This window comes from Parabacteroides sp. AD58 (genome assembly GCF_023744375.2).
Taxonomy (GTDB): domain Bacteria; phylum Bacteroidota; class Bacteroidia; order Bacteroidales; family Tannerellaceae; genus Parabacteroides; species Parabacteroides absconsus.
Genome location: NZ_CP146284.1, coordinates 2,633,466 through 2,650,962 on the forward strand (window position 1 = coordinate 2,633,466; position 17,497 = coordinate 2,650,962).

The 17,497-nt window shown below is 42.5% G+C and carries 13 protein-coding genes; 4 read left to right on the forward strand and 9 right to left on the reverse strand.

What is annotated here, in order from left to right:
- Positions 1-7 precede the first annotated feature (7 nt).
- Complete coding sequence (locus NEE14_RS11340) at positions 8-220, forward strand: immunity 17 family protein (RefSeq protein WP_251966576.1); 213 nt, start codon at positions 8-10, stop codon at positions 218-220.
- Here the strand turns inward: NEE14_RS11340 and NEE14_RS11345 are convergent.
- The gene (locus NEE14_RS11345) at positions 211-1,464 is read right to left on the reverse strand and encodes an alpha/beta hydrolase family protein (RefSeq protein WP_251966577.1); all 1,254 of its coding nucleotides are present in this window, start codon (positions 1,462-1,464) and stop codon (positions 211-213) included. The two genes, NEE14_RS11340 and NEE14_RS11345, sit on opposite strands and share 10 nt — an antisense overlap.
- 7 nt (positions 1,465-1,471) lie before the next feature.
- A complete protein-coding gene (locus NEE14_RS11350; protein WP_251966578.1) occupies positions 1,472-2,260 on the reverse strand; it encodes an alpha/beta hydrolase-fold protein in 789 nt (262 codons plus the stop codon).
- Positions 2,261-2,666: 406 nt separating this feature from the next.
- On the opposite strand from NEE14_RS11350, the gene nadA reads away from it, so the two are divergent.
- Positions 2,667-3,650 (forward strand): quinolinate synthase NadA, encoded by a 984-nt coding sequence (nadA, locus tag NEE14_RS11355; protein ID WP_251966579.1) that lies wholly within the window; start codon positions 2,667-2,669, stop codon positions 3,648-3,650.
- A gap of 69 nt (positions 3,651-3,719) precedes the next feature.
- Here the strand turns inward: nadA and NEE14_RS11360 are convergent, their stop codons facing one another.
- The 4 genes from NEE14_RS11360 to NEE14_RS11375 all read right to left on the reverse strand — a co-directional run bounded on the left by NEE14_RS11360 (position 3,720) and on the right by NEE14_RS11375 (position 10,472).
- Positions 3,720-4,715 carry an acyltransferase family protein gene (locus NEE14_RS11360; RefSeq protein ID WP_251966580.1) on the reverse strand — a complete coding sequence of 332 codons (996 nt, stop codon included), beginning with the start codon at positions 4,713-4,715 and terminating at the stop codon, positions 3,720-3,722.
- 15 nt (positions 4,716-4,730) lie between these two features.
- Entirely contained in the window at positions 4,731-7,022 is a 2,292-nt protein-coding gene (locus NEE14_RS11365; protein ID WP_251966581.1) for a two-component regulator propeller domain-containing protein, read from the reverse strand.
- Positions 7,023-7,030: 8 nt separating this feature from the next.
- On the reverse strand, positions 7,031-7,621 hold the full coding sequence (locus NEE14_RS11370) for a non-canonical purine NTP diphosphatase (protein ID WP_251966582.1): 591 nt from the start codon (positions 7,619-7,621) through the stop codon (positions 7,031-7,033).
- Between the two features lie 169 nt (positions 7,622-7,790).
- A complete protein-coding gene (locus NEE14_RS11375; protein WP_251966583.1) occupies positions 7,791-10,472 on the reverse strand; it encodes a transglutaminase domain-containing protein in 2,682 nt (893 codons plus the stop codon).
- Positions 10,473-10,582: 110 nt separating this feature from the next.
- Between NEE14_RS11375 and NEE14_RS11380 the strand changes: the two genes are divergently transcribed.
- Positions 10,583-12,082 carry a potassium/proton antiporter gene (locus NEE14_RS11380; protein WP_251966584.1) on the forward strand — a complete coding sequence of 500 codons (1,500 nt, stop codon included), beginning with the start codon at positions 10,583-10,585 and terminating at the stop codon, positions 12,080-12,082.
- A 515-nt stretch (positions 12,083-12,597) separates the two neighbouring features.
- Here the strand turns inward: NEE14_RS11380 and NEE14_RS11385 are convergent.
- The 3 genes from NEE14_RS11385 to NEE14_RS11395 form a co-directional block, all read right to left on the reverse strand.
- Positions 12,598-13,485 carry an SDR family oxidoreductase gene (locus NEE14_RS11385; RefSeq protein WP_251966585.1) on the reverse strand — a complete coding sequence of 296 codons (888 nt, stop codon included), beginning with the start codon at positions 13,483-13,485 and terminating at the stop codon, positions 12,598-12,600.
- Between the two features lie 4 nt (positions 13,486-13,489).
- Positions 13,490-14,704 carry a DcaP family trimeric outer membrane transporter gene (locus NEE14_RS11390; RefSeq protein ID WP_251966586.1) on the reverse strand — a complete coding sequence of 405 codons (1,215 nt, stop codon included), beginning with the start codon at positions 14,702-14,704 and terminating at the stop codon, positions 13,490-13,492.
- Between the two features lie 66 nt (positions 14,705-14,770).
- Positions 14,771-16,000, reverse strand: a complete 1,230-nt coding sequence (locus NEE14_RS11395) for a hypothetical protein (RefSeq protein WP_251966587.1) — start codon at positions 15,998-16,000, stop codon at positions 14,771-14,773.
- 135 nt (positions 16,001-16,135) lie between these two features.
- Here NEE14_RS11395 and NEE14_RS11400 point away from each other — a divergent pair, with 135 nt between their 5' ends.
- Positions 16,136-17,497: a TrpB-like pyridoxal phosphate-dependent enzyme gene (locus NEE14_RS11400; RefSeq protein WP_251966588.1), complete on the forward strand. Its 1,362-nt coding sequence runs from the start codon at positions 16,136-16,138 to the stop codon at positions 17,495-17,497.

Here is a 17,497-nt window from a genome sequence, read left to right on the forward strand (position 1 = left end):
ATTAATTATGCAGCTGTCTGAATATTTCATCTTGGTTTTGTTTATAGTGTTGGGTGTTTTCTCCATCATAGCTTCGGTATTGAATTTGGATTGGTATTTCCAGACCGACGGAGCCAGGATATTTGTCAAACGGTTTGGTCGCAACGGCGCACGCATCTTTTATGTCCTTTTGGGAATCGCTTTGATAGCGTGCGGCGTTGTCGGCTTTATTTACTGGTGATCCTTCTCCAGTAGTTCTTTGATCCAGGGAATAATGTATTCCGACTTGAAATAATGATTTTCCGGCTGTACGTTGACCAGCTTAAAATAAGTCTCTCCATCCAAACCTTCGGGTAAAGTCATCAGATTCTTTCTCTTTGTAGAGTCTTGTAAGTCCTTATAATGATAAAAGGTAAAGTTCTCCGGATGTCCGGCCAGTTCGTATGCCCGTTTGACCAGGTTTAAATCTCGATCCAATCCGCCTTCGGTACAAATCACCGGACGAGGTGCCAGGGCTGCTACCAGATCCGGAAAGTCAAAGTTGCAGAGGAAGGCAGGAATCAGGTGAGATATATCATTGGGCCAGCCACGTCGTCCTTTCTCGTCGGGCATCGTCAATACCAGATCCCGTTCGCGGGTACGACAAAGAAAGTCGTTATAGACGAAGGCGTAAATGGATTCATCCATATTTCCCAACGCCATCAACGGTTCTGTTCCGAAAGAAAAGCCACTGACGATCAAACGATCCTTCCGCATGAGAGGATGATGTTTCATCCAATTCAGGATATGTTGGTTGGTATAAGACGAATATCCCAAGTAATTCCATCCTAATTCCAGTAACGAACGGGCAAATGTTTGGAAGTCGTATGCATACGATTTCGCTTCTGTTTCCAGATCTGCTAGCTCTCCACTTCCCGGGTTATCTACGGCAACAGCAATTAGTCCTGCCTTGACATACTGATAAGCCATGGAGTTCTTACTTTCTTGGGTCGGTTTATCAGGCGCGTACAGCTGTGGTTCGCCAGCCAGTTCTTCTTTGGTTCCACCCCAACCGGGAATACAAAGAACAGCCGGAGACGGATGTTTTTCGTCCAGATTATCCGGTATCAGAACTAAGAACGGCACAACACAAGCCGGCAATGGATAAGCTTCCCATTTTTCTAACCGGTAACCATCCCGTTGTTCAGTACGAATACAAACAGGATCGGGTAAGTTCTGTAATTGTGGATGCTTCATTAATCGTTCCATCTGCAGGCGGACATGTTTCTGCCAGGTCTTAAAATCGGCTGCCTGCATCGAAGGCCGGAAACTGAAAGCCGGTTCGAGTTCTTTCATCAGCTGATGGGCAACGGCCCTCGAACTAACGTAACGTCCGTCGGTCCGATTCGTCTGAAAAGTAGCATGTTCTTCCGGTTGAAACGACTGAGCCTGTACCTTCATACCGAAAATACAGACCAGTAAAAGAAATAACCCGATAGGTTTCATCTTTCTTTTATAGACTATGTTGGAACATCCATTTCAGATAATCCGGCTCAGCAAACGCATTGTCCCAGCTGTTGTGCTTGACACCCGGATATTCTTTATAGCGAACGTCTGCATGAATCTTTTGGAGCGTCGCATAAGCATCTCTTGAAAACTGCGGATCTACTACATCATCGGCAGCACCATGATAAATGCTGAAACCTGTTTTCCCCTTGAAGTTTTCCAGACGTTTCAGGTTTACGCCTCCACAGATTGGAGAAGCAGCAGCAAAGAAGTTGGGATAACGGCAAACTACATCGAACGTACCGATTCCTCCCATCGACAATCCGGTAATATAGATGCGTTTGGTATCAACAATTCCTTTATCAATATAACTGTCCAGCATTTCCTTTACAGCCTTCATGGCTTTGGTTGCCGGAGCTGAATACGGAAATTCTCTTTTTCCGTTATTCTGACTCGGATGCAGATAAGGCGACCATGTTTCTCCTTCCGGGCATTGCGGAGCAATGATGATGGCAGGATAGTTGGATTGATTCTCATACGAAGCAAACATATCTCCGCCATGCAGCAACTGGGCTTCGTTGTCACTGCCTTTCTCTCCGGCACCATGCAGGAAGAGGATCACCGGATATTGCTTGTCAGGCGAATAGTTCAGCGGATAAAGAATACGATAATTGAGTTTGTAGCCATTGGAAGTTGTAAACTGTTTCTTCAAAAAGCTGGTTTTGTCTCCCGCATACAGATTACAGGATAAAAAAGTAATGATCAGTAAGATCAACCAATTTGAACGTGTTTTCATATGATTTGATTTTAAAGTTGTTTTCAAAAGTACAAATTTATTTGATTCCTCTTTTCATTTTAAGAGTTGAATTATATCTCATTTTTGCAGGCGATAAAGAAACAAATCTGCCTTATAATTCTTTCGGAAGTCTAATGAAATTCTATAGTTCACGCCGTGGTTTAAGTAGTTCACGCCGTGAACTAAAGAATTGTTCGTTTGAATGACAAGAATAATATCCGACTTTTCAGATTTTGCTTCATCGGTTTTTTAGCAAATACTGTAGGACCAAATCTGCAAATAAAATAAAAACGAATTAAATTATTGTTGGATTAACTTAATTCGTCGGGAAACCATGGTATAAATGAGTCGATTCCTTTTATTTTTGCATGGAATAGAAAAGGATATAACCAATAATAAGAGAGATATGCAAACACAGTCTATCGGATATATGAATATACCTGTTCCGGCAGGGATTGATTTGAAAGAAGAGATCAATAAACTGAGAAAAGAGAAGAACGCCGTTATCTTAGCTCATTATTATCAGACAGCAGAGATTCAGGATATTGCTGATTTTGTAGGCGACAGTTTAGCCTTGGCGCAATGGGCTGCCAAGACAACGGCCGACATATTGGTGCTTTGTGGAGTTCATTTCATGGGCGAGACAGCCAAGATCCTTTGTCCGAACAAGAAAGTACTGGTACCCGATTTGAATGCCGGCTGTTCGTTGGCCGACAGTTGCCCGGCTTCCGAATTTGAAACCTTTGTAAAAGAACATCCAGGTCATACCGTTATTTCGTATGTCAATACAAGTGCGGCCGTAAAAGCCTTGACCGATATTGTGGTTACTTCTACCAATGCCCGTCAGATTGTTGAGAGTCTGCCAGTCGATGAGAAGATAATCTTTGGTCCGGATCGTAACCTGGGAAGTTATATCAACAGCATTACAGGTCGGAACATGCTGCTTTGGAACGGAGCCTGCCATGTACATGAACAATTCTCGTTGGAAAAAATCCTGGAACTGAAGAAACAACATCCCGGAGCCGAAGTTATTTGTCACCCGGAATGCCGGAAATACATCGTTGAAATCTCTGATTATGTAGGTTCGACAGCCGGACTGCTGAAACATGTCATCAAGTCTTCCGGCAAACAATTCATCGTAGCCACCGAAAGCGGCGTATTACACGAAATGCGCAAGGCTTGTCCGGATAAAGAATTTATTCCAGCGCCGCCCAACGACAGTACATGTGCCTGCAACGAATGTAACTTCATGCGATTGAATACGATGGAGAAACTCTATAATACGTTGAAATACGAACTTCCCGAAATCTTTGTGGATGAAGCCATTCAGCAAAAAGCCATTCGTCCGATTCAGCGTATGCTCGATATTTCCGCCCAGTTAGGCTTGTGATGAGAAGAAAGATAAATGAAAGGTATTGCTTACTGAACGACTTTTGCTCGGTAAGCAATACTTGTTTTATTATTCTTTGTTTGGTAGTTTAATCAGATCCTTCTGAGCCGTAAAGTATGGAAAGAACTTGATGGAAATAGGAATTATCAAAAATCTCATCAGAATAGCTATGGCTATAAAAGATAAAATATACTGACCTACTGGCGATGCGAAAGAAAAGATAAATCGCATGGGACCGACCAAGAAAGTATGAAAACCTAATACGACTAATGAATATCTTCCTATATATGAAATAAGGGGAAGTTTATTGAGGGCTTTGGATACCGACAAAATCATGCCGATACCCGATAATCCGGCCAGATAATGAATAAAGAAAGTATCTCTGGTTGGCTCTGAGAGTGTAGCACAAAAATAAATAAAGGCAAAACAACATGCTGCAAACAGATATAATTTCCCTTTCCCGATTTCCTTTGTTGTTAGAATAAGATTTCTACAGTAATACCCAACGGCAAAGAATGGAAATGCGATTAACGATCTGTCAATGAAATAAGGAAGCTTATTCAATCCTGCCAAGATAGATAAGATACCAATCAGAAAAGCGCTAAGTAATAAAATACGATCATTCTTTATACCAATCCGCAAGATATAAAACAGAATATTCACTTCAAATAAGGAAATCAGAAACCAGATAGGAGAATTGTAACCAATATTATCTCCTCGACTTAATTTGGTGAAGATATCAAATATCATGTTCCAATGGAAAGGTTCTTCAATAATACCTTTTTCATAGAAGTGAAGAAAATGACAGACAATACCAGCTAAATAAGCCACCAGAAAAAAAAATAAATAAGGAATGATCAACTTATTAATCTTCTTTACGGAGAAAGATAGAAGTCCAGTATATTCTCTGAAGAAAATACCGGATAGGAAATAATACAAAGGCATTCTGAAAAAGCGAAGAGCCGTTTCTGTAGTCGTTTCAAAACTGTGTATATGAAACAAGACTACCAAAGAAATACATAAGCCTTTTGCTAAATCTATAAATTCTATTCTCTGTTTTTCCATTTCAGATTGAATCATTTATTTAATGACCATGATTTTAGTCACAACACTTTCCTTACTTTCAGGTGTTGCAGCCAAGACCAAATAAACGCCGGTTGCCACACGACTTCCTTTGCTGTTCCGGCAATTCCAGGAAACTTGTCCGCCTACTGATTTTGTCTGGTAAACCAAGTTACCTGCGATATCCGTAATCTTGACATTGGAATTGCTCATCAATCCCGTAATGATTACTTTATCATCAAAGTCCGGTCTGACAGGATTTGGGTAAGCATGTATATCAGAATAGTTTTCTTTTCCTTCAGTAGCTTCTCCCTGATAGGATAAAACGCCATAGCCATCAGCTGCAAAGAAAACTTCTCCACTTTCCGGATTAATAGCAATGCTGTTGATTGAATTGGAAGGAAGCGGAGAATTATCGGTTGTAAAGTTTTCGATCACTTCCGTTCCGTCGGCATTAACCAGGAAAACTCCGGAACCATCGGTTGCAATCCATTTCTGATTACTGCCGTCAACAGCTATAGCGTTGACTCGGACTCCATTTAACAGGTAATCGGATTCATCGGCCAGCACAATTCGGTTAAACCGTAAATCTTCTATCTTTGATGGATTATAACAAACAATCGGTCCGATATTGGTTCCAGCCCAAATATAACCGTCTTTATCTTCTGTCATACAGTAAAACATACTGGCATCCAAAGTATTTCCTTGGTTATCACTGACAGCTACATAATATTCAGATACATCATCCGATTGATCTGTAATTGTTCCGTTGTCATTTAAGGCAAAAAAACCCGGTTTGGATGAATGAATGAAGTTGGCAAACTTATATCCTTGTTTGGTAATTAATATTTTGTCAATGATGGGGGCTTCGGCAATCGTTGAGTTGGAATAATTGATCCATTGACCATCTGCTGTTAATATTTTAATGGAATAGGTAGAATTACAATTGGTAATCCATAGATTTCCGTCTTTATCCAAAGTCGTGCTTCCTATACGGATGTACCGGCTGTCTGTTCCTAAGGATGTTTCCAAAGGACTATTAGTCAAGTTGTACCAGTTAAGTACCGTATCGTTCTTCAATTCCAAAATACCTTCGCCGTAATAAGCTACGTAAGTATGCGTCGGATCATTCGGATCAACAGCTAGGTTTAAGGCATCTTGGATGTAATAGGCATTTAATTGCTTGGCAATTTTCTGCTCATCGTAATTAATCCATTGGCCGTTGGCGTACGTCATGATGGTATTTGTCCGAAAATATCGGTTTAACCATCTTCCGCCTCCAGTTACCCAAAGTTTATCTCCTTCATACTTTAAATCCCAGGCATAATTTCTTTTTGGACTATTGATGGTTAGTCCGTCAACTAAAACATCATATGAATTCGAGCCAGATTTCTTCTTAACTCCCATGATTCCATTGATTCCACAAGCTAACCAATACGTATCGGCAGTTTGTAAATAAGTGACATCTTTTAAGGAATTAAGTCCGCCTGTAATGGTTTGGAAGTTGACTAAATCAGTAGATACATAGAATCCATACGGAGAAAATGCCATCAGTTTTCCGTTTTCTACTTTCATCCCTGATAAATTGTAGTCAAGAAGGAATCTGGTGACGTTGTTATTGTTCAGGTAATAAACTCCTTTTGCAGAAACACACATGCATAGCTTATTTTGGAAGTCGGCTATTTTAGTGATGTTGCTTAATTCAAACTGATCAGTTTGTATTGCCAGTTGATTCCAATTGGCTTCATCCAGCAAGTTATCACTCAACTTTCCTTGTCTGATGCCTGTGTTTGTTAATGCATACAACGTATTGTTGATGATACATACCGAGCGGACTGCTCCGATACGGTACGTATCTGTAATTTCCTTTTTCGAGAGATTGACGACGACAACACCTACTTGTGCCGATATATAGGCATAATTATCGGAGAAGTAGATATCGTTAATTGTCTTATCTTGTATGGATGTACTGTTCTTCAGATAAGGAAGATTGTAAATGCCGTCTTCATTCCACAGATCGATATTACCGTTGCGATAACCTATCACCAACGTGTGTTTATTGGCATGATAACGAATTACCTTTATTTTATTATCGCTTAATCCGTTCTTCTTTGAATAGGTTGTCAGGCTCTGGTCTTCTTTTCCATAAGCATACAGCGAACTGTCGGCTACAGCAAACACATAATTTGGAGTCTCGGTTACTAATGCCGTGTTATTATACGCCTGATGTATCGTCCATTTATCATATTGAGCATAAACAGACGAGATGTAACTAAAGCATAGCAGAAGCAGAAAACCTATTTTATTCATGCGACAGTTCATTTAAGATCGGATAATTGAGTCAGGAATTCATCCAGCTTTTCTACGGCCTTTGCCCGATGACTGATTTGGTTTTTGATATTGTCTCCTAATTCGGCAAAGGTCTGATCATATCCTTCCGGTATGAAAATAGGATCATAGCCAAAACCATTTTCTCCCCGCTTGGCTGTTGTTATGGTTCCGTTTACAATACCTTCGAATGTATACGTTTTTCCATTCCAAACCAAAGCTATGACTGTCCGGAAACGGGCTTTCCGGTTTTCTTTTCCTTCCATCTCGTGCAATAACTTCTTCATATTGGCTTCCGAATCATGACCCGGACCAGCATAACGGGCAGAATAAACACCTGGTGCGTTATTCAATGCTTCTACTTCCAGACCAGTATCATCAGCAAAACAGTTTAGTCCGAACTTTTTCTGGATATAATGAGCCTTTTGGAGCGCATTTCCTTCTAATGTGTCGGCTGTTTCTGGTATATCATCGAAGCAGTTGATTTCTGCCAGACTGACTATTTCGACCGGATGATGTGAAGTAATCTTGCGTACTTCATCCAGTTTGTGTTTATTGTTGGTTGCGAATACTAATTTCATAAGATGTAAACTTAGATGTTTATATGTACAATAACGTATTTACCCGTAAATCATTGTATGGGCCGCCAATAAAAAACAAAGATAGTGGAAATAAATAAATCCCGGCCGTATTCGTGAGATTAAATACGACCGGGATTAGCTTCCTTCTATTCTCTAAGGAGAAAGAATATTATTGTTCTAATTTATGAATGATCTGCATCATCTGAGCACCTAAACCAATTGTATAACCTTGAGAGACAAATACAACACGATTGAATGTATCGGCAATAAGGAAAATCGGCAATGTATTGGCATGTTCCAGCTTCATGGCTGCTACCATTTCTTTCTGGATAGCATGGTTCTTGTCAATACCGTAAACAATAGTATTGGGTAAACCATTGAATTCTGCCGCATCGAATTTCTTGTAGCCTTCTTCATTCGGGAAGAGCAACACCATCTTTCTGCCCCAGGCTTCCAATTGATCTTTCTCTGCAGCGATATCACGCATCGCATGATTCGTCGGTTCCTGACGAGCTCCTAAGATAGCAACGACATAATAACCGCGCCCTGTTGTAGCCAGCAGGCTGGTTTCTTCACCAGTCTCAGCCGAGATGTATTTATTCTCTGAGTTGAAGTTTCCGATTATCTGGATATCATCTTTGTTTTCACGCATATTCAGATGAACTTTTGTTGTCTTTCCTTCTTCGATGTTGAAGAAAGTCAGCTGAGCCAATACGGTTCCGCTGGCCATACGTGTACCACTAACCAATAAGTAGCTGCCTGTATCCATTTGCGTTCCTTTCTTTAGCAGATTACTCCAGGTTGCACCACTGCCCATATCTACATCACCTTCTTCGTAGTTTAATAACTGCAAACGTCCGTCGGTCAGTTTGGAAATGGTGAAATGAGAATAATATTTCGGGTCTTCCAATGCCTTGATAGGTTTATAATCTGCCTGTAAAGTACCGGTAGCCGTAGCTGTCTGTTCAGCAGCCTGGAAGTTAATGTCGATGATATCCTTACCGGAAAATACCTGTACCTTACGAGTTACCTCGTCAATACGTGCCGGAATTCCTAAAGCGCGCGATAAAGAAACAAAGAAGATATCGCGAGAATGTTTGTCGGCTATACGAGCTTTCCAGACACCTTCCGGAAAGATAGGTGCTCCGCCTAAATTACATTCTTCGTCGATCGTAATGTTGTTTTTCACCCAATCTACCAGCTTCATCGGGTCTGCCTGGAATACTTTCATGTCTGCTTCCGCAATGGCTTTCTGGAAGAATGCCTTATACGGCGTGATCATTTCGTTGGCCACACGCGGATTACGTACGTACTGTGCAAAGATTTCCGGATCAATGTCTCCGACAACTGGACTGTTCTTCAGATGATCATCCAGTACTTCGCGGGAAACATCACGCAGGTCTTTGGCTGAAATACGTTGTAGCAGGTCGATAGCTGCCTTTTTCTGTTCTTCGTTGGCTGAAGCCTCTTTCAGGAAACTGGAGATAGTCTGATAGTTTCCGCGTGAACCAACCAATAGCTTGGTAGCAACAGTGGCGTCCATACCGATTTCCTTAGCAAAGTCTTTTGCCTTCTGGTCTGTAAAGAAGGTGGCCACATAAGCATTGCGGATAGAATCTTCTTCAGCCATACGGCGGGTATTTTCAGCTCTTTGCTCTGGAGTTACTTCCGGCAGTTTCGCTTTCTCTGGAGGAGGAACAATATCCAAATCGATGGTATAAGCCTCACCTGCTTTCTTATCCAATACGACAGTCAGTTCGTTTTGCTGACCGAATGATACTTTATCATAACCAAACTGTCCGTCTTTTGATGCCCAAACCAGCATGTCACCCTTACCGGATGTCAGGAAGGTTTCGCCATTGGCATCGGTTGTTTTGCTGGCAACGGTATAGAATTCCGCATAGTTATATACTTTGAATTCGACTCGGGCGTCCGGAACAGGCTGCTGATTGGCATCCACAACTTTAATGGTTGCCTTGGCTGTGTCGGCATAGTTGCCGATGATGTTGATTTCTGTATAGAGCGGAGTCTGTACCATGACTTCTTCCGGTCCCTGATATTTACCGAATACTTTCGTATGCATCAGCATACCACGGCTTGCCGGAGCATTAAACCATCCCAGGTTCAGGACAGGTTCCGGCTCACAAGCTCCTAAGAAATACCATTGTCCGTCCACCCAGGCTTCTACCCAGGCATGATTGTCGTCGGTATGTGCCCAACGGGGCGTATAAACCTGACGTGCCGGAATACCTACCGAACGCAAAGCCGCTACGGTAAATGTTGATTCTTCGCCGCAACGTCCGTAAGCTGTCTTGACAGAGGCTAAAGGAGAACTGGTGCGTGCGTCGGATGGCGTATAAATTACTTTCTCATGACACCAGTGATTGACTTCGATCACCGCATCGTGCAATGAGAGTCCTTTTACACGGTCTTTCAGTTCCTGATAAAAGACCATACGGCTTTCGTCGAGGTTCTCATTGTTCACACGGATCGGCAGAACGAAATGGCGGAATATATCTTCCGGAATCTGTTTCCCCCACGGCATTTCCTGTTTGGCCTGGAAGGAAGTCTGGACATTCTTCAGGAAAAATTCTCCACTGTAATCAGCAATGTCGCCAACAGGCATGTAAGCATACAGGAAACTCATAGCTTCCTTTTCTTCCGGCGTCATAGACTGATCGAATACTGTAAACAAATTGCCCTCGCTCAAGGTTGTTTGTCTGGACTGGAAGTCTGTTTCTACCTGAGTTCTGTAGGCGGTGTCTGAAATGAAATGAGAGGAAGAATTGTTGGAACAACTCGTCCATAAGAACAAGGCAGACACAAAAGTGATTAAATGTTTTTTGTTCATATTTAGGTTAATAATGAGATTTATGCAAAGTTAGTGATTCTTCTTTGATTTTTTTCGTTTACTTTACGTTGAAATTATGTATAATTCTAATTTTAATATTTTTAGGGATAATGGAAAGTGCAGAAGGCATTTTGTTGATCGTATCGGTCATTTTAATATTTAGTGTATTTGCCGGTAAAGCTGGTTATCGCTTCGGATTACCTGCTTTGCTGCTCTTCTTGGGTGTCGGTATGTTATTCGGTAGCGACGGATTGGGTATTCAGTTTGATAATCCGAAACTGACGCAGTTTATTGGCGTTTTGGCTCTGAGTATTATCTTGTTCTCGGGTGGTATGGATACGAAAGTTGCTGAAATCAAACCCATTGCTCCGCAAGGGATTGTCTTGGCAACGGTAGGCGTTTTACTGACTACATTTATTACCGGAGGATTTATTTATGTCATTTCGATGCTGGCATCGAAATACGTTACCTTGACTTTTCCGGAATCGTTGTTATTGGCGGCGGTCATGTCGTCAACCGATTCGGCTTCGGTTTTCTCCATATTGCGCAGTAAAGGTGTTTTGCTGAAAGAGAATCTTCGTCCGACCTTGGAATTGGAAAGTGGTAGTAACGACCCGATGGCTTATATGCTGACTTTGATTCTGATTGCAGTTATCCAATCGGAAGGCATGAGTGTGCCGCAGGCGGCTTTGATGCTGGTTCTTCAGCTGGTGATCGGTGCGATTGGCGGTTTCCTGTTTGGAAAAGCTATTGTATGGCTAGTGAATAAGATAGATATAGATAATGCTTCCTTGTATCCGATTCTGATATTGGCCTGTTCGTTCTTTACGTTTTCAGTAGTTACGTTGGTAAAGGGCAATGGTTATCTGGCTGTTTACATAGCCGGTTTGATTTTCGGTAATTCCAAGATTGTCCATAAACGGAGCATTGGTACTTTCTTCGACGGATTTACCTGGCTTTGGCAGATTGTGATGTTCATCACGTTAGGTTTACTGGTGAATCCGCACGAACTGATACCGGTAACACATATAGGCCTCTTTATTGGTGCGTTTATGATTCTGGTGGCTCGTCCGCTTAGTGTCTTTATTTCTTTGCTTCCTTTTCGCAATTTCTCCTGGCGGGCACGGGCTTATATCTCGTGGGTCGGTCTGCGTGGTGCGGTTCCGATCATCTTTGCTACTTATCCATTGCTGGCCGGGATCGAACATGCTCATGTTTTCTTCAACATCGTGTTCTTTATTACCATTCTTTCGTTGTTGGTTCAGGGAACCACGGTGACCTATATGGCACGGAAGCTGAAGCTGATAGATAAGCCTGCACTCAAGGAAGAGTTTGGCATCGAACTGTCTGAAGATATCCGCAGTGTGATGAGTGAAATCGACCTGACTCCGGCGGTATTGGCTCATGGTAATCGTCTGATGGATTTAAAACTTCCGGATCATACGTTGGCTGTGATGGTAAAACGGGAAGGTCGGTATTTTATTCCTAAAGGGAATACTGTATTGAAAGAGGACGATAAAGTCCTGATGATTTCGGATGACGACAAAGCCCTGCTTGAATCGTATAAAGAGTTAGGTGTCAAGAAATATACATTCAAGAAGAACGAATAGTGACAATTTGTTCAGATTGTCAAAATGTCAATGAAACCCTTTCAAAACGGGCGTATTTCGGACCTATGTACGATGTGTTTGAAAATAGGAGCGTTTTGAAGGGTTTAAAATGTCGTTTTTTACTCTTAAATATTTGGTTGTAAGTATGATATCCTCCGTTTTGCTGATCTCGGATTTCTGAAGAAAATACACAGAAAAAGCCCTGAAAAGAGAAAATTACTTCCTTTTTCCGACGAAAACCGAAGGATTTTCCCGAATTTCTCGTCATTTTTCATCCAATTCCTGCCGAAGAAACTTGAAATTCATGCCTATCTTTTCATCAAAAGCCGGCGTATTTGTTTGTAAAAGTAACGAGTTTTGTAGATAAACTCAGGTAATTTCCGGAAAAAGCCCTCTTTTCTTACGGATTTTATTCGAAGAATCCATTTTTATGCGTTAGCAGAAAAGACGATTAAAGATCAATTTGTCCGTTTTTTCTCAGGAATCCTGTCTTTTCTGCCAACGCTATTTGTAGATCAGTCTTTCATTTCTGCCAGTCCTTCTTCAAACGTATGCGGGTTATAACCTATTTCCAGACGGGCTTTCTCAATGCTTAGGCCACTGAAACGGGGGCGCGGAGTTTTTTCCTGCATCTCTTCGGTAGTTACGGGCTGAATCAGAGAACGGTCGAGGTGAAAATAATCGGCTACGCGATAAGCCATATCGGCAATCGAGAGGTATTCTGCCCCGCAGATATGGTAAATACCTGACTTTGAATGATGAATTAACCGTTCGGCTGCTTCGGCAATATCACCTACCCAAGTAGGCGTTCGCCACTGATCGGCTACCACCCGGATGATTTGTCCGGCAGAAAGCCTGTTTTTCACCAGCTGACAAATATTTCCATGCTGTCCGGGTAATGCTTTTCCATAGACAACGACAACACGCAGGATGGCATAATCGGTACAAATCTCTTGGATACGCTTCTCTCCTTCCCTTTTGGTGACACCATAATAATTAACCGGTTGTGTCGGGTCTTCTTCCCGATGCAGGCAATCTTCTTTCCCTTCAAAGACGAAGTCGGTCGACAAATGCAGGAAGCGTGCTCCACATGCCTGGCAGGCCTGGGCCATAACGGCAGTTGCTTCTACATTCATGGCATACGCCTCGTCGTGATGCTGTTCGCAGTAATCCGGAACAGATAAGGCTGAGGTGTTGATCACGGCATCCGGTTGTACTGATAAGATCAGCTGACGGATGGTATCTGTTTGTTTGACATCTGCTTCCACAAACCGATAGCCCGGTTGAGGCAGTATGTCGGCATGAAGGGAAACAGCCGTCAGGTCATATTCCTTTCCAGTCAGGTGCGTCAGGATACGCCGCCCTACAAAGCCGTTGGCTCCGATAATCAAGATTTTCTTCATACGCTTAGAACATATAAATCATCGCCGCTAAAATACGGTGATTGGTTACAGTATGTGTGTCGTGGATACATCCGCGGTTGTCGGCTGTACCGAACCAGCCGGTCGAAGGACTGTATTCGAGTCCGAATTTCCAATGAGGCAAATTATAAGAAAGCTGGAGATCAACGGTCAGTAATTGTCCGACTTCCAGTCCGGTTCCGTACTGATTGATGATGTCTTCGCCTGTACCCAGATTCTTCATATAGCCGACAAAGAGGCCTTGTTTCCATTTCTGTCCGTGAACCACATTCAGCCACGTCATCGAATGCCGGAACGGTGTATAGGTTTGTTCGCCGGTTCGGGCGTCGATACTCGTTACACCATAACCGCCCAGCATGCAGGTATGCGTCATATTTTCGCCTAACGTACTTTTGGCAGCCACTAACCAGTCGGGCGTTTTATACCGGAGATGCGCTTCAAAGCTCATGGATGTGATTCGTTCGTCCAGCTTATACACCTTGCCGTCTCCCGTATTCTGTGTACGGGGTTTCAGAGATAATACTTCGGCTCCAATACCCGCTTGGAAGTTCTCATGCTTGTAATCGATGCCGGCATAGAATTCCGGGATACAACTGTTCTTGATATATTCTTCGCTTTTCCCGTTCGGTCCGTTCGACAGATATTGTAATTGCCAGAGGGCCGCACCGGTCAGTTGCCAGTGTCCGTTGTCAAAGCGGTAACGGATTTGCGGAGCCCGGCTGAAAGCATTAAACGGCGCACCCGTATTCAGGTTCAATACCTGCGGATAAATATCACCAAAGAATGGATGCCAGGTTTGTCCCAGCAATAAAGCCGACTGCTTCCAGGCCAGATTCACATAGGCATGACGGATACGCAGAATAGCAAACGAAGTACCCGTTCCGCGGAAATCTGTTTCAATCTTGGCCGATGTGGCAATCTTCCCGATGGAAGGTCCGGTCATATCAATACCCAAGCGGGAATATAATACGTAAAAGCTACTGTTAGACTGAGCATTTAAGTCGTTTCCATCCGCATCATAGGCATGATCTTTCGGATAAAGATGAAACAAACCATCCACAATTTCTCCATTGGCCCGTGAGTTATAGAACAAATCACCTCTGACTTGCCCGTAAAATTTGTACGTGAAGTTTTTCTTTTGTGCAGCACCTGTAAACACCAGGCAGAACAAAAATCCTGCCAGCCACCATTTCCTGTTCATATCAAACTTTTGTTTAGCTGAATGCAAAAGTAGCCTTTTATTTTGTATTTATAGGACTTTGTTGGCTTAGAAATAGTACATCATCAGCCCTAAAATACGGAAATTTGTTACCTGATGCGTATTTTCGACTCGTCCGTTACGGGCATTGACATCGCCATACCAGGCTGTTCCGACAGATCCTTCGAAACCGAATTGCCAATGTGGTAGGTTATAGGATAAATTTAGATTGGTGATGAGCAGCTGGTCAATATCCAATCCCATACCATATAATGTTTCTGTATCGGCTAAGCTTTGTCCGGTTCCCAGATTCTTGGTATAACCGATGAACAAGGCGGGTTTCCATTTCTGCCCGTAGGTAAAATTAATCCACGAAGTTGATTGCCGGAAAGCGGTATATTCCTGTTTTCCATTTTGAGGATCAACGGAATGAATTCCATATCCTCCTAAGAGGGCTGTATGATCCAAGGCTGAGGCCAGTAAGGTCTTTGCTGCCACTGTGAAATTAGTTCCGGTATATTTAATGTGTGCTTCATAGGAAGTAGTTGTCATTCGTTCATTTACTTTATAGATATTTCCTTCCCATTCCGATTGTTTGCGTGGTGAAAGAGAAATCAGATGAGCGCCGGCTCCGGCAATCCATTCGTTATCATGCTGCCAGTCTGCACCGACATAGAATTCGGGTACGCAACTGTTCTTCATATAATCTTCGCTCATCCCGTCTGGTCCGCTGGAAGTATATTGCATCTGCCAGATAGCCGATGTGGTTAAAGTTATCTCTTTTGTCTGATACTGATAGCGTAACTGCGGACTTCGGTTAAAGGGCTGGAACGGAGCTCCGGTTGAAAGATTCAGAATATCCGGGAAGACTGCGCCAAACAAAGGATGCCAGGTTTGTCCAATCAGTAACTGATGTCTTTCCCAATCGAGGGCAACGTAGGCTTGTCGGATACGCAACAAGGCCACATTCTTGGAGAATCCGCCAAAATCTGTCTCTACTTTTGCTGAAGTCATTGCTGTTCCGACATGAGGACCTTTGATATCCAGGCCTAATCGGGTCGTAAAAGTATAGAAACTACCGTTTGGACCGGCATTGATGTCCTTGCCTTCTGTATCCGGAAGTTTATCTAAAGGATACAGATAGAAGTTTCCATCGACAGGCGCCATGGTAGCTCGTGTGTTATAAAACAAGTCGGCCCGTACGAAGCCATAAAACTTGTATGAGAAGTTTTCCTTTTGTCCCCAGATTGGAAAACTACAGCATAAGGTGGCTAATAGTAATAGAATTTTAGGTTTCATGCTTCAATTTGTTACGAATTATTTCTGTTTACGCCCCAAATATATATATTTCTTTTAAATCCATTTGAATAAAGGAATTTTATTTGTTCCTTTGCCTATGAAAAAAACAGATTATATTGTTAACATGATAATAAGATGAACACAAAGAAGTTTTTATTAGAGGAAAAGGATATTCCTACAGCTTGGTATAACATTGTAGCCGACATGGAGCATAAACCCATGCCTATGTTGAACCCACAGACAAAAAAACCGTTAGTAGAAGAAGATTTGTATCCGTTGTTTTCAAAGGGTGCTGCTCATCAGGAAATGAATACAACAGATGCTTGGATTGAAATCCCTGAAGAGGTTCGTGATTTATATAAGGTTTGGCGTCCTACTCCGCTGGTTCGTGCTTACGGATTGGAAAAAGCCTTGGATACGCCGGCTCATATTTATTTCAAGAATGAAAGTGTCAGCCCAATCGGTTCACATAAATTGAATTCAGCTTTGGCTCAGGCCTATTATTGCAAGCAGGAAGGTGTCACCAATATTACTACTGAAACTGGTGCCGGACAATGGGGTGCTGCCCTTTCGTATGCAGCCAAAGCCTTTGGTTTGGAACTGGCAGTTTATATGGTAAAGGTTAGTTATCATCAGAAACCATATCGTCGTTCGATCATGCAGACATTTGGTGCGCAGGTAATCGCTTCGCCAAGTATGAGTACACGTGCCGGACGAAAGATTCTAACCGATCATCCAAATTATCAGGGAAGTTTGGGTACTGCTATTTCGGAAGCTGTTGAATTGGCCATGAGTACACCGAACTGTAAATATACTTTAGGAAGTGTCATGAATCATGTTATGCTTCACCAGACAGTAATTGGTTTGGAAGCAGAGAAGCAGATGGAAATGGCTGGTGAATATCCGGATGTAGTGATTGCTTGTTTCGGTGGTGGTTCTAACTTCTCGGGTATTTCTTTCCCATTTTTACGTCATAAGATCAAGGAAGGAAAAAATATTCGTATTGTTGCTGCTGAACCAGCTTCTTGTCCGAAGCTGACTCGTGGACAGTTCCAATATGACTTCGGTGATGAAGCTGGTTATACACCGTTGATTCCGATGTTCACATTAGGACATAACTTTGCTCCGGCCAATATCCATGCCGGCGGTTTGCGTTATCATGGTGCCGGCTCTATTGTCAGTGAGTTATTGAAAGATAAGATGATGGAAGCCGTGGATGTACAGCAGTTGGATACATTTAAGGCTGCTGTTATGTTTGCTCAAAGCGAAGGAATTATTCCGGCTCCAGAATCAGCTCATGCGATTGCTGCCGCAATTCGTGAAGCAAACCAGGCTAAATTGGAAGGAAAACCTCGTACAATCTTGTTCAACTTGTCTGGTCATGGTTTAATTGATATGGCAGCATACGATCTGTATCTGGCAGGCGACTTGCTGAATTATGAAGTAACTGATGAAGATGTGAAGAAGAATCTGAGTGAATTGGAACATATCATCTGA